The sequence below is a fragment of the Laspinema sp. D2d genome (assembly GCF_025370755.1).
Classification (GTDB): domain Bacteria; phylum Cyanobacteriota; class Cyanobacteriia; order Cyanobacteriales; family Laspinemataceae; genus Laspinema.
This window is the reverse complement of record NZ_JAMXFC010000015.1, coordinates 25,782-40,073: the sequence shown is the minus strand read 5'-3', so window position 1 is coordinate 40,073 and position 14,292 is coordinate 25,782. Positions and strand designations below refer to the sequence as shown.

10 protein-coding genes are annotated in these 14,292 nt (G+C 47.4%); 2 read left to right on the top strand and 8 right to left on the bottom strand.

Features of this window, described 5'->3' with window-relative positions:
- Positions 1-25: 25 nt before the first annotated feature.
- On the bottom strand, positions 26-1,687 hold the full coding sequence (locus NG796_RS12240) for an alpha-amylase family glycosyl hydrolase (RefSeq protein ID WP_261207046.1): 1,662 nt from the start codon (positions 1,685-1,687) through the stop codon (positions 26-28).
- Between the two features lie 505 nt (positions 1,688-2,192).
- On the opposite strand from NG796_RS12240, the gene NG796_RS12235 reads away from it, so the two are divergent.
- On the top strand, positions 2,193-2,651 hold the full coding sequence (locus NG796_RS12235; protein ID WP_261207044.1) for a YbhB/YbcL family Raf kinase inhibitor-like protein: 459 nt from the start codon (positions 2,193-2,195) through the stop codon (positions 2,649-2,651).
- Between the two features lie 136 nt (positions 2,652-2,787).
- Positions 2,788-3,399 carry a hypothetical protein gene (locus tag NG796_RS12230; protein WP_261207042.1) on the top strand — a complete coding sequence of 204 codons (612 nt, stop codon included), beginning with the start codon at positions 2,788-2,790 and terminating at the stop codon, positions 3,397-3,399.
- Positions 3,400-3,453: 54 nt separating this feature from the next.
- On the opposite strand, the gene NG796_RS12225 is transcribed toward NG796_RS12230, so the two are convergent.
- From NG796_RS12225 to NG796_RS12195, 7 genes are all read right to left on the bottom strand, one after another.
- On the bottom strand, positions 3,454-4,635 hold the full coding sequence (locus NG796_RS12225; RefSeq protein WP_261207040.1) for a hypothetical protein: 1,182 nt from the start codon (positions 4,633-4,635) through the stop codon (positions 3,454-3,456).
- An 89-nt stretch (positions 4,636-4,724) separates the two neighbouring features.
- On the bottom strand, positions 4,725-6,467 hold the full coding sequence (locus NG796_RS12220) for a TonB family protein (RefSeq protein ID WP_261207039.1): 1,743 nt from the start codon (positions 6,465-6,467) through the stop codon (positions 4,725-4,727).
- A 480-nt stretch (positions 6,468-6,947) separates the two neighbouring features.
- Positions 6,948-7,898: a sucrase ferredoxin gene (locus tag NG796_RS12215; RefSeq protein ID WP_261207038.1), complete on the bottom strand. Its 951-nt coding sequence runs from the start codon at positions 7,896-7,898 to the stop codon at positions 6,948-6,950.
- 64 nt (positions 7,899-7,962) lie between these two features.
- On the bottom strand, positions 7,963-10,035 hold the full coding sequence (locus tag NG796_RS12210; RefSeq protein ID WP_261207037.1) for an iron ABC transporter permease: 2,073 nt from the start codon (positions 10,033-10,035) through the stop codon (positions 7,963-7,965).
- A 201-nt stretch (positions 10,036-10,236) separates the two neighbouring features.
- A complete protein-coding gene (locus tag NG796_RS12205; RefSeq protein ID WP_261207036.1) occupies positions 10,237-11,115 on the bottom strand; it encodes an ABC transporter substrate-binding protein in 879 nt (292 codons plus the stop codon).
- Between the two features lie 380 nt (positions 11,116-11,495).
- A complete protein-coding gene (locus NG796_RS12200) occupies positions 11,496-12,308 on the bottom strand; it encodes an ABC transporter ATP-binding protein (protein WP_261207035.1) in 813 nt (270 codons plus the stop codon).
- Positions 12,309-12,463: 155 nt separating this feature from the next.
- Positions 12,464-14,287: an IucA/IucC family protein gene (locus tag NG796_RS12195; RefSeq protein ID WP_261207034.1), complete on the bottom strand. Its 1,824-nt coding sequence runs from the start codon at positions 14,285-14,287 to the stop codon at positions 12,464-12,466.
- Between the last annotated feature and the right edge of the window lie 5 nt (positions 14,288-14,292).

The following is a 14,292-nucleotide window of genomic DNA, read 5'->3' as shown; positions in this document are numbered from 1 at the left end:
AGTGAGGTTAACTCTACTCAAACTCTTACTGATTCCAGACAAAGACTTGGGCTTCATATTCACCCAAATCGAGAACTAATTGGTTATCGTGAGATTCAATATCGTAGTTTCTTGTCCATTCGTGCCATTTTCCATTTTCGGGGAAGTCGGGAATGGTATAACCTCCGAGAAAATTCCCGGAGAAATTGGCAACGACGACGACTCGCGACCCTTCGTCATTCCATCGAATATACGCAATCACTTGGTCATCAGGATTTTCGTGGATAAACTCAATGTTTTCGCTTTGTATGGCATGATTTCCTTTGCGTAAGGCAATTAATCCTTTATAGTAATCAAACAAACTGCGGTTACGTTCGTTGTCTAAAAGATACCATTTGAGTTCGCAGGTTTGATTGGGATGTCGGCAGCTATCTTGACCAAATTCTTGACCCATCCATAGCATAGGAATACCCACAGTGGTCATTAGGATGACCGCCCCTAATTTAGTTCGCCCAAAAGCAGGGTCATCAAAAATGCCGCGATCGCCTAACAAGTTAAGGATCCGTTCCTGGTCATGGTTGGAGAGGTAATTAATGACATTGGTGGAGTCTTCATACCCCTGCTTTTTGCAATCTAGCACTTCCTTGAGTTGTTCCATGTCAAGGCTGTCATTGTTGCAAATATAATCTACTAAAAAGTAGTGAAAACTGTCATGCCAACAGCCATCCATCGGCCCTTCAAATCGGGCATATTTCGGTTTTTCGGGGATATGTTCTCCGATATTATAAAAGGGTTTAGGCCCAGCGGTTTCTCGGGCAACTTTGGCAATCCAATGTAAATACTCCCAATTGGCGAGTTGACTTAAGGCATCATAACGCAGTCCGTCAATATGATATTCTTGAATCCAGTAGCGGACGACATCCCCGGTAAAGGACCAGGCTGGACGAATATCTAAGTTTTCATCATAATGGTCGTAATTAAATTCTGGACCCCACCAATTGTTTTCATCGTCGGGATAATGCTTATAGTGATAGTACCAGTAATCGCGGTCAATTTTTAACAAAGGACATTCATCATTGGAATGATTCAAAACGATATCCATGATCACCCGAATTCCTCGGGCATGACATTCATCGACGAAGCGCTTTAAATCAAAGGAGGAACCGTAATGAGGGGCGGGGGCAAAATAGTGACTGACGAGATATCCCCAGCCTTGATCTCCGCCCATGACGGGCATTAATTCGATCGCATTAATCCCCAAATCTGCTAAGTAGTCTAATTTGGCGATCGCTGATTCAAAACTTCCTTGATCTAGGTCTTCTTTTTGACCGCAAAAGTTACCCAATAGCATTTCATAGATGACTAACTCTCCATTACTGGCCAAGGAAACCTGGTCATGCTGCCAAACATAAGTATCAACAATGGGTTCCCCATCTTTAATTCTGATAATTCCATTTTGCCCGGTTTTATCAATTTCTTTGGCATAGGGGTCGATCGCATACACCCAGGAATCTGGATCTAAATATTCGGTTTTAGTCTGTACTCGAAATTTATACTCATAAACCCCATCTTCGAGGTTGACTGACGTGCGAAAATAACCCTGGTCGTCTTTTTCCATCGGAATATTTTCCCATTTGGAAAACGAGCCGATTAGTGCGGCCCCTTTATTATAGGGTGCAAACAACTTAAATTCAATCGCATTAGCCATTAAAGTTCTCTCTTTTTTTAAAAAAATAAATCCGCAGCAAAAACCCTTAATTGTCCCTTGAGACGGGTCGGAGTTTGCTTAAAGGGGGTAGGGGTCCAAAGAAGGGAAGGCTTTATACGAGACTCCTTCTTCCATTGAGGTGGAAATTCTCTGCTCGATTTAGCTGACCTTTTCTGGGAGGAGACGAAGGCGCTCTATTTATTACCTTTTGGGGTCGTGATAGTAATGATAACTCAACTCAATTGTCAGGACTCTCTAACTGAAGAAAGTATCACTTATCTATCGGAAGTTAGATCTTTGGCTAAACTTGGCGGATCGAGAACCCAAACCCAGGGGTCAAGATGGGAGAAGGCGATCGCCCTGGGGCGGTCCAAAGGTGATGAGGAAGGGAACGGTTTACTCCGAAATCGATACTCAGGCAGCCAGATATCTCTTCAGCCGTTAAAATGGAACGATTGATAAAAACACCACTCGCACTGAGCTAACTGTCAACTGTATTAACGTCATGGAATTTAAAAGTCCGGCTTTTTTCATTGGTAATACCCTTCCGTTTGAACATACTTGCGATGGTGAAAAGAGTTCTCCACCCCTAAGCTGGGACTCTCCCCCGCCTGGGACGATTAGTTTTGTTCTGATTATGGAGGATCCGGATGTGGCTACCCGCAGCGTAACCCACTGGCTGGCTTATGATATTCCGGCAAATATTCGTCACCTGCCTCACGGAGTGCCAAATGAACCGAGACTGGAACGAGGAGGAGTCCAGGGAAAAAATGATTTTGGCACGTTAGGATATAGTGCGCCTTGTCCCGAGGAGGGAACCCACCGCTATTTTTTCAAACTGTATGCCTTGGATACTTTGCTGAGTTTAGAACCTGGGGCCAGCAAGGCGGAGGTGAAATCGGCAATGGAAGGTCATATTTTAGGGGCAGTGGAATTGATGGGACGGTATGGGAGAACGGGTTAATTGAGAGGGGATGGGCGAGGGGTCGAAGCTTGGGGGCGATCGCCCTATTTACCCCTGTTTTTGGGTAGCTTATCCCACTCCTGGAATACCTGAGCCAGGTTAAACTATCGGTAAAGTCCAACCCGATGGTGTTCTGATGGCGAAGGTCTACAGTACGCAGGAGTTAATTGAAATTTTAGAGCAGGAGCGCCGTGCTTGCTTGAGAGGGGAGCGTTTGAACTTATCAGCGACTCCGGCGATCGGTCTTTCGGTGGTTGACCAGTTTCTCAAACCGGAAGGTCTGCAAAAGTTTACGGCTTATCAAGATTTTAAGGCAGCGGTGCATGACTATCAGCGATCGCACCAGGTGTCGGGTCTGATTTGCCATGAAATTACCCTCAAAGGCAAAACCCTCTCCTATCCTCAACTCCATGATCAGTTGATTGCGCTACCCGAGGACCTGAAGACTCTGAAAGCGGCAAAACCTGCGCTGTTGTCGTTTTGGTCGGACGTGACTGAGGGTATGGATTTGTATCTGCGGGTGAATAATGGGTTGAACGATCGCCAGATTTCTAAAGCAGATGTGGAGGCGATCGCCCTCAAAACTGAATGGGCGACTTTGTTTAAATGGGAAAAATCCGACTTTCTGGAAATCCTCCTGCAACTGGGATGGGGTAAACCGGAAGAGGCATCCTATCGGCGATCGTGGCCCGAATCGGGGACTGAAGATATTCATGCGGTTAATCCGGGCAATCGACCCATTTGTTAGCAAAAACCCACACCCGGCGCAGTGTTCGGTGAGAAAAGGGTGCGGGTTAAAGTGTTAGTTTTTCAGTTCTCCATTTTGCCAACTGCCCTCGATGCGAGTCCCATCGGCATAAATATAGATGCCGGTTCCGTGTTTTTCACCTTCGGAAAATTGGCCTTCGTAGCGATCGCCATTGGCGTAGGTACAGCTTCCGGTGCCGTGAAATTTCCCATCGGCAAATTCTCCTTCACAGCGATCGCCATTGGCAAAACTATAAGTACCTTGACCGCTAAATTGTCCGTCTTGAAATGTTCCGGAATAACTATTTCCGTTAGCAAAGGTAAACACCCCTTGTCCACTAAATTTGCCTTCGACAAATTCCCCTTCATACCGATTACCATTTTGAAAGGTTAAGGTTCCCCGTCCTTGGGGTTTTCCATTGACAAAAGGTCCTTGATAACGGTTGCCATTGGTAAATTCCCGGACTCCTTCGCCGTTAAATTGACCCTCCCTAAATTCCCCTTCATAGCGACTGCGATCGGCAAAGGCGAAAATTCCCCGGCCCTCGGGTTTGCCATTGACAAACTGTCCTTCATAGCGATCGCCATTGCTATACTCGCGCACTCCTTGTCCGTTTAATTGGCCTTCGGTAAATTCGCCTTCGTATCGTCCGCCATCGGCAAAGGTATAAATTCCCTGGCCTTGGGGTTGACTATTCACCAATTCCCCTTCATAACGATTGCCATTGGCATATTCACAAGACCCTTGACCGTTGAGTTTACCATCGGCAACGGTTCCAGTGCAGCGGTTGCCATTGGGAAATACAAACGTGCCGCTACCGGCAGGAGAACCCTCTACAAATTCTCCTTCAAATCGGATGCCATTCCCCGAAGTATAGGACCCGGTGCCGTGAAATTTGCCATCTTTAAAAGTGCCTTCGTAGCGATTGCCATTGGCAAATTCCCGGACTCCGGTTCCATTAAATTGACCATTACCAAATTCGCCTTCATATCGACTATTGTCGGCAAAAGTATAAATGCCTCGGCCATGAGGTTGGCCCTCTTTAAACTCTCCCTCATAGTGATCGCCATTGGCATAGGTACAGACTGCGGGCCCGCTGAGTTTGCCCTCTTGCAGTTCTCCCTCACAACGACCGCCATCGGGTAAGGTAACCACCCCGGCGATCGCAGGCCAGGGAAGCGTTAAGGTAAAGGCAATGGATAGGGGAATTCCGAATGAGTGGATAGAACGAAGCATAAATCAATTCAGGGTAAACAACATTCAGTTAGGGGTTTAGTTTTTAAGTTGTGGTGAAATTACATCCATCACCTACTGCATCCCATCATTTATGAGTCCTCTAGGCGGAAGACAATGCGACGAATCTGACCCTGTAGACCATTCTCTGATGGCTCAAATTTCCAGTTCTCAACTTGCTTGATTGCTGAGTTATCGAGGGCCGGATGACCACTAGACTCTTCTAATCTGACGTCAATCACGTTACCGGAGGGGTCAACATCCAAACTCAGTAAGACCACCCCTTCCAATCCGGCGTCTCGGGCAATTCTAGGATAGCTGGGTTTTCCGCAGCGAATGCATTCTACGGATCCTGACCCATCTGGGGAACCATTGGGCGAACCAGCAACAGCTCCGGAATTAGCACCCGGTTCCATTGGTCCAATGTTGCCACCAAACGGTTCGGATGCCGTACCGTTATCACTGTTTCCGGTCCAGGTGGAGGGAGAAGTTGAGGCGGTGTTGTTCCCGGGAGAGTAGGGGTTGCCAGCGGTTTCTAAATCATCCAAGAAGTCAGAACCCGTCTCACCACTCCCGGGGTTCGGGTTGATTACGGGCGATTCAGCAATACGCGGTGGCGCACTATTGGCATTGGGGGTGAAGGGTTCATTGAGTCCCGAATCACTATTATTATCCCAATTTGAAGGGGCACTGTTCTGATTGTCCGCAGTTGTCGGTGCAGGATTGTTCGGTTCCAGTTGTGAGAGCAAGTCAGGATTGCCGGTGTTATCGAGTCTGGGGTTGAGGACGGGACTGCCGGTATTGTCGGGTAGGGGTTGGAGATTCGGGGTGAACGGTTCCTCGGGAGGATCGCTGCTGTTGTCATCCCAAGGCGATCGCGCGTCGGGACTGGGCTCCTCTATTACAGGGGTTGTCTCTGAGTTCGGAAGTTCGGTGAGGAATTCTTCCTCTGTGGGTTCGGGTAAACTGCTGGTGACTGGGGGTTCGAGGGATTGGGGTTCGTTTAAGGGTTCATTGAGGGACCGAATATTTTCATTAAACGGATTGGATGAAGCAACCTCTGGATCGTCCAAGGCGATCGGTTGATTCGTTGAGTTTAATTCGTTCATCCACTCGGATTCGGGACCCGGGGTTTGCGGGACCGTACTCACTACCGGGGGTTCCGGTAGTCTATCCACCGGATTAACTTGAGGTAGGGGTTCTAAATTTGGGGTCTCCGGTTCCTGGGCGATCGGTGGACTTTCTACCGGATCCAGGGGCGCTGGTGCCGATACAGAAGGTGCTTCCTGGGGTATTAGGGGTGCAGGAGTTGGCGCAGGTTCCGGCATGAAGGGTTCAGGAACTGCGGGGGGTTGCTCTTGCAGTAACGGTTCCGGTTCGACCATTTCTGGTTCCGGCAAGGGTTCCGGTTCGACCATTTCCGGTTCTGGCAAGAGTTCCGGTTCGACTATTTCCGGTTCTGGCAAGGGTTCCGGTTCGACTATTTCCGGTTCCGGCAAGGGTTCTGGTTCGACCATTTCTGGTTCCGGCAAGGGTTCCGGTTCCGGTTGGGGCTCGGGTTCCGGTTCCAGTTCCGGTTCTGGGATTGCTAATGCTTCGGGTTCTGGCGGTGGCGGGTCTTCCTCCGGTTCCGGTTCTGGTTCTGGTTCCTCAAGAACGATAAACTCAATGGGTTCCTCGATCGCCTCAGCTAATCGCGTCTCCATCAAGTTCGCCATCAATGGCAACACAACCAAATGCACTACGGCTGAACCCACCAGGGTCCATCCAATCAGCTTTTTGATTTGCTCCTCTTGTTGTTCTCGTTGCGCCGCAGAAACGGTAGAAAAAGTCATGCCTGCTAGATCTCCTCAGAACATAAGGTGTGGACAACAGGGGGCGATCGCTCCGTCCTGTTTCTCCAACACCCAAAAAATGCCGGAGTAATACCCCTTAAAGTTTTTACCACTATTGAAAGTTATTAGCAATAGCGTCGTAAAAATATTAGCACTATTACGGCAAATTGAGATGAAAAGCACTCGGATCGAAGGGGTTTCGTTTCCATAAAACAAGGGGGCTGATTTGTCAAGTCCGAGTTTAGGGGATCAGTTTTAGGGTTTGAAATGATTTGTAGGAAAGAGTTTTAAGGCTTTTACCCTGTACTCTCCACCAGAGGAAAGTCCCCAAGTGGAGGTAAAATCTTCCCTAGAGTCTTGAAAATTAGTTTCAATTATGTATGGAGTTTTTAACAAATTTTACTAAGAATAGAGGGGCCAGTTACCTAAACCCTTACCCTTTCTTGACGGAAGGCTACCCCGGGTGTCGGGTTTTACGACTCAGTAAATGTTTGCCCAGGTTTTGATGAAAAAGGGAGAAATGTGAGAAACAGCGTCACTTTGGCAGGATAAATGGAGTGAGACTGCCCGAGTTGGGTCTTTGATCACTTCAATGCGATCGCAAGTGCGAATCCCTTCCGGTGATTGATATTCTATTTTGAGGCAATAATAATTCTGCTCTTTATCTTGTTCTAAAATCTGACAAGTTACGGTATAATTAAACCAATCCCAGCCTAAACGATGAAGCAATTCTCGTTCCACAATTTGAGCCGGATGGGGTAACAGTGACCAACCGCGATACACTGAATCTAATTGGTGAATATCACCCTGACGGGTGAGAATTGCCGTCAAGGATTCAGGGGTAAGTCTTCCATAAAACCGACCCTCGGGAAAGGCGATCGCTGTCGGCGCAAACCGATGACCTCCAAAGTGGGTACATTGCCAAATTTTAACCTGATTTAGAGATAATTTCTCTACGGTTTCTAAGGCTTGTCGATAGAAAATATTTCCATATCTGGCACAGCATTTATCGTAACTGCCATGAGTGCAGATTAAAATATCTTTCGCGTCATGGACTGCTGGATTAATGTCAAATTGCTCTAACAAGTTTGTTCTTACAATCGGCAGAGTTGCCTCAAGATTCGGTAAGTTGAATTCTTGCTTTTGATAGCCCAAAGCAAATCCGGGAGATTTGCGGAAAATCAAGAGTTTCGTAGTGTTACCGGGGCAATTCCGATACATGAAGCCGAAGCGCACCTCTAATTGATTGTCCTGAATAGCTGCCCTGAGTTGCTGATAATCTCGTTTAAATTCTTCAGAAATGGCCGGAGAATTCCAGATATCCATTGTCCAAGGGGGTGGGCATTCTATAAATACATAGGTAGGCGCGGTATCTGCCGTTCCGATTAAATCTTCTCCTTCGGTTTGTTGCGAGCAAAAAAATTGATTCATAACCCTCTTATTTTCTGAGTTGGACCGGGAATTTGCCGGTATTTGGCAGAAGTGATGCTTATTTTTAAGCCATTTTCCCTCGGGTTTGCCACAGCAACCATAGGAAATAAGGGGTGCCGATCGCCGCAACTACTAACCCAGCGGGAATTTCTTTCGGGGCTAATACGACTCGTCCCAGGGTATCAGAAATAGCGACTAAAAGTGCGCCTAGAATTGCGGCAAAGGGTACTAATTTCCGATGATTTGTGCCAACCAGAATCCGGGCGGCATGGGGGGCAATTAATCCTACAAAACTAACGGTTCCCACAGTGGAAACCGCTGCGGCAGCTAAGGCAACGGCGATCGCCAATAAGATGCCTCGGGCTTTTTGCAGGGGAATTCCTACCAACCGGGGTACATCATCCCCGAGGGCCATTAAATCTAGCCAACGTGAGAAAATCCAAGCAATGGGTAGCAGAACCAAGGGCCATGCAATTAACCGCCACAAATCCACCCATTCCCGGGCATACGTGCTCCCAGACAGCCAGACTAGGGCTTGGGCGACGCGCAATTTAGCCATAACAACTAACAGGTTGATTCCGGAACTACAGAAGGCAGAAACGGCAATTCCGACGAGGGCTAAACTAGCAGGAGAGAGTCCATCGCGCCATGCCAGGAGGCAGACGGCACCAAAGGCAACAAAAGCGCCGACAAACGCTGCGATCGCCACTGCTTCTACAGGGGGATTGGGCAGTAAGATAAGAACGCACATTGCCCCTAATCCCGCCCCGGAGGTAATCCCAACGATTTCGGGACCAGCGATCGCATTTCTCACAACCCCTTGCAACAGCAACCCACTCACCGACAGAGACGCCCCGGCAAAGATTGCCACCAGCAGACGGGGTAAGCGTAAGCTGAAGATAACTTTTTGTGAGAGGGCAGTTCCGCCTCCGAGTAAGGTTGCCAGGATTTGGGAGAGGTTCAAGGTAATTCCGCCCCAGACTAACCCAGCAACTAAGGCAACTGCTAGGGCAACCATTGCGGTTACCAGTAACAAAGGATAAGAAAAGCGACGGGAAGGACGATGACTGGATGTGAGAGCGGTTCTCCCTTTGCCTCCATCCAAATTGGCAGTTTTCCGGACTAATCCAATTAAAAAGGGTGCACCCACAAGGGGAATGACAGTTCCTACGGGAATTTCGCTTAAATTGGTTTTCACACTTTGAGCGAAAATATCCGCAGCAACGAGGACCACTGCCCCCCAAATGGCTGAACCGGGCAGCAAGAGGGCATGAGGGCGACATCCCAGCAATCGCACTAAGTGGGGGGCGACTAATCCGATAAATCCAATAGGTCCTACCACACTCACCGCAACTGCTGCCAGGAAGACGGCGATCGCTGTTGCAGATAAGCGCGTCAGTTGCACCCGTTGTCCCAGCGATCGCGCCATGTCATCGCCTAAGAGTAGCACATCGAGAGATTGTGATATCAAGAGGGCTAACCCAGCAGCGATCGCCACCCGAGGAAAGGCATAAGCGCTATTACTCCAGTCTGTTTGTAGTAACGAACCAGCCCCCCAAAAGAATAATCCTGTGGTTTGATTTTCATAAAAGACTTGCAAGAGTGCCGTAAATGAAGCCAAGGCGAGGGAAACGGCAACTCCCGAGAGGGTGAGACGAATGGGAGAAACCTGGACTCCGGCAGCAATAGCATAGGTTAATCCCGCCGCCAGCAATCCCCCGATGAGTGCGACCAAAACTGGCGATCGGGCAAACAACTCTGGGGCAAAAATTCCTGTTGCTGCCACCGCAAAATAAGCGCCCGCATTAATCCCCAATGTAGAAGAAGACGCGAGGGGATTGCGTGTAACGGTTTGTAGCAATGCACCGGCAATTCCCCAAGCAGCCCCGGTAATGACTGCGATCGCTGCCCGAGGCAAGCGCATCAATCGCACAATATTATGGGTGGCGAGTTCATCATTGGGGGCAACAATAGCATTAATCGTTGTCCCTATATTAATATCAGTTTGTCCCTGAATGATATGCATAAACAGCAACATCACCAGCAGCAACAATCCCCCCAACAAAATCACTGCCGCCGAAATCAATTGTCGAGAAGCAATTGGAGATACTTTAGATCCAAAAATCTTAAACACCATTCTATAATTAATACAAAATTCGGTTGTTACTGGTGACGTGGCTCTGCCGCGTCACACCCCTTGGTGGCTCTGCCGCCTGTATGAAGACTCTCTAAGTTTAGAGAACCTCTTTGCAGCTTAAGCTCCTGTATTAGGACTGGAGGCAGAGCCTCTATAAGCGCGTGACTCGGCAGAGCCAAGTCACGAGGAAATTGCCTGATTTTACATCAATGCCTGCAATACTTTATCCACAAATACCTCCGCCGAAAGCGGACCCCCAAATATCCAAGTATCGCTACCAATAGAGTACAAGCGACTCTCTTTCACGAATGCCAGATTGTTCCAAATAAGATTTTTTTCTAACTGCTTGAAATAAGGATTATTCTCTTCGGTACTATAGAAAAAGTTAGCATTTTCTACGGGAGGCAGAGACTCAATCCAAACCGTATTAAACCCAAATGGATCAACCGCGCCTTTCCAAGCATTGTTTAAGCCCAAATTTTGCAAAATTTGCACCGCCATTGCGTTATCATTAAATAACCGAATTTGCGGCGCACCCCCGACGAATTGACCGAGAATAAATGGATTTTGGGCGAGTTGTTTCCCCTGTAGCTGTTGGGCGGCAACCTTAAATTTTTCTTGCATTTCTTGCAAGACTGCTTCACCTTTTGGTTTGGCATTAACCACGTGGGCAATCTTCAGAAAAGTTTGTTCCATTTCATCCAATTGACGAATTCCTGTTTCTGGGGCGGGATAGGGGTCAAATAATAAAGTAGGCGCGATCGCAGAGAGAGTATCCACAATTGCCTCATGGCGCAACTTCACCCCAATAATCAGATCCGGTTCCAATTGGGCGATCGCTTCCAAACTCGGTTCCTGCCGGGTTCCCACATCCTTTACCGTATCCGCGAGTTGGGGTTCAATTTGCACAAATTCGTTATAACCGGCGATATCCGCTACCCCCACCGGCTGAATTCCCAAAGCTAACAAATCCTCCACATAAACCCATTCCAATGCCACAATTCGCGTGGGGGGTTCTGCAAATTCTATGGAAGAATTCACCTCGGTTTGAGAAGGGGTATTATTGGTACAGGCAACCACCACTAAACCCAGAAAAAAACAAACAACAAATCGGATAACTGGCGCAAGTAATCGCAGGATCCCCCCCTGACCCCCCTTCTTAAAGGGGGGAGAATTAATTCCAGCTTTTCCCCCCAACTCAAAACACTCTAAAGCCCCCCTTAGTAAGGGGGGTTTGGGGGATCTAACCGCTTCTTTTAAACCCACGGAAAAACAAACAACAAATCGGATAACTGGGGCAAGTAATCGGAGGATCCCCCCCTGACCCCCCCTTAAGAAGGGGGGGGGATTAATTCCAGCTTTTCCACCCAACTCAAAACACTCTAAAGCCCCCCTTAGTAAGGGGGGTTGGGGGGATCTAACCGCTGTGACAATCACCAAAACTGCTAATAAAACTCCTGTCATGATTTAACCTCCGCCATCTCCTCTAAAATTCCTAACTCGGACGGAAAGCAAGTCGGAGTTCCCGTTAACGGATGAGGAATCACCATCATTTCCACTCCAAATCCGGCTAAAATATTCTCCGGCGTCATCACTTCTGCCGGAGGACCACTAGCAATCAGTTCACCGGAACGTAACATCAAAATATGATCGCTATAGGCAGCCGCTTGATTCAAATCATGTAACACCCAACCCACGGTTATTTTCCGTTCTCGATTGAGTGTTCTAACTAATGCTAAAATATCAATTTGATGGCGAATATCTAAAAATGTTGTCGGTTCATCTAATAATAAAACCTGGGTTTCTTGGGCTAATGCCATCGCAATCCAAGCCCGTTGACGTTCGCCGCCAGAAAGGGTATCCATCAGGCGATCGCGTAATGAAGTGAGTCCTGTTACACTTAATGCCCAATCCATCGCTGCTAAATCATTGTGAGACAGTCCCCCCAACAGCGATCGATGGGGATATCGCCCATAAGCGATCGCCTCCCACACCGTAATTCCCGCCGGGATATCCGGGGACTGCGGCAGCATCGCCAACTGACGGGCGATCGTCCGAGTCGGCATTGTAGCAATCTCTCGCCCATGCAGATAAATTGCACCCTGCTGCGGCTTTAAAAGTCGCGCCAGGGTGCGTAATACGGTGCTTTTTCCCGATCCATTGGGTCCAATTAAAGCCGTCACCTTTCCTGTTTCCAGGGAGAGGGAAAGATTAGGAACAATCGGGCGATCGCCGTAACTAATGTTCAGGTTGCGGGCATTAATGGCAACCAAGATGAGTCCTCCTTACGTTGTCAACAATTGGGCTAATTGTACTTTGAGTTTGCATCATTTTTTCCCTCATTTACCTTTAAACTCCTTGCCGGGAATTAGCCCGCCTTGACGGGCTAATCCGCTGAAACCTAACGCCGGTAAGGGTTGGTTCTTTTTTAAAAACCAATTTTTACCGGGTCCTCCGCTACTTCATATAAGGCATTGGTGACAGTTCCGAAAGCAGAAGCATGAGGGCGATCTCCATCGTCGGCATATCCATAAGTAATTAACCGATTCCGATTTAAGCACAGTTTGGTAAACTTTGGTGCAAGCAGATTGAACAATTCAAATCGTTCTTGTAATTCAGGAAAGCGATTTTGATAGTTCAAGATTGCTTGACGCACTTGTTTCCAAAAAGCACGTTCCGGATAGTTGTGATACGTTTCCACAATATCGGATAAATACCGATGATGGCAAATAAACAATCCGGCAAAAATAAACTGGCAAAGTCCTTCCGGGGGTTCGGTGAGTAACACTGCCCGTAATTCGGGGGAAATGATATCTAATTCCGGCAAAGGATGACGGCTGATGTTGACATCATCTACAAAATCTTTCATTGCCAAGCGATGCGGCAGATTATTTTTGAGAACCAAAATCGTGTTTTCCCCATGAGGAGAAAAGACTACGCCATACCGATACAGGTAATGCAGCAGCGGGGGTAAGATAACATTAAATAGCTTTTCCAGCCATGCTTCCACTGTCAATCCTGATTTTTCAATCAGTTGGGAAATAAAGGGTTTGCCATTGCCGTCGATATGAACTAATGCGGCTAAAGTAATTGGTTTTTCCTCGGGTTCACAATAGGAAAGCACACTTTCTCGCCAGAGACAGCCCAGCATTTCTTTATATTGATAAGGTGCGCCCTGAAGTTCTGTATAGTAACAGCGATCGTAGTTGATACTGGCAACTTCTCCCGGGAGAATCATCCGGCATTCTTCCGAGAGAAAAGTGTCGCGATCGCAGATAGATTTGACCAATTCTGTGACTTTGGGGGCAATCGCCGTTCGTTCTCCTGGCAGTCCCCGATAGACTAAGGTATTGAAAATACTCAGGGGTAATTTAACGTGACGTTTTTGGGAATTGCTGATATTGACAAAGGTGCGGATTGACTGTTGAGGTAAATAAGAGTCGGGACTTTTGCCCAAAAAGATAATCCCCCCGGTGGCAATTTCTTCCGCATATAGGGATACTACAATATTATTCCACTGCCAATCATGAACTGGCATGAAGAAATAATCCTCGGAATTGACAGAATGAGCATTTAGGATGTTTTGGAATTCTGCAATTGTGGCTTGTCCTAATTCTTCTTGAATCAGAGTTTGATAATTCAGGGTTTGTACCGCATTAAATTGGGCGCGTTCTTTAAATACTGCAATCCAAGTCAGATGAATGGGTTGCTTACTTTCTGGGGCATGGGCAAGATAATCATCATACCCAAACCCGATGCGTCCCTTGTTAAACGTAATCCAAGGATGACCCTCCATTTCTCCTTCTAATTGGGCATAATCTAACCCCAGTAAGTCAATTTCTTGGGTTTCTTTTCGGGCATCTAAATGAGCATCTGCCAGTAAAGTATTGCTGAATTCTTTAATCAAATGTCCGGCAGTTTGTGCCGTCATACCTACAGCGGTATGAGAATCAAGAACAAATTGGAAGGGATTCGTTGTGACTTCCCATGCGGTTCCATTCCACCGTTGAATTGATTCAACTTTGACGCGATAGCTATCAAATAACCGTTGTTTGGCTTCAAACTGATAGGCAATCCCTTCCGGCAGAGACACTTTATATCGGGCTTCTGTCTCGCTGATTTGTTCGATGACTTCGGGTTGGATAATTTCCTCATACATGAACTCAGACAGCATTTTTGTCAGTAGCTTTGCGCTAACTTTTTGCCAGCGTTGGGGTTGTAAGGCTTGGTTGAGAGTTGCTAAATTTTCCATTGTTT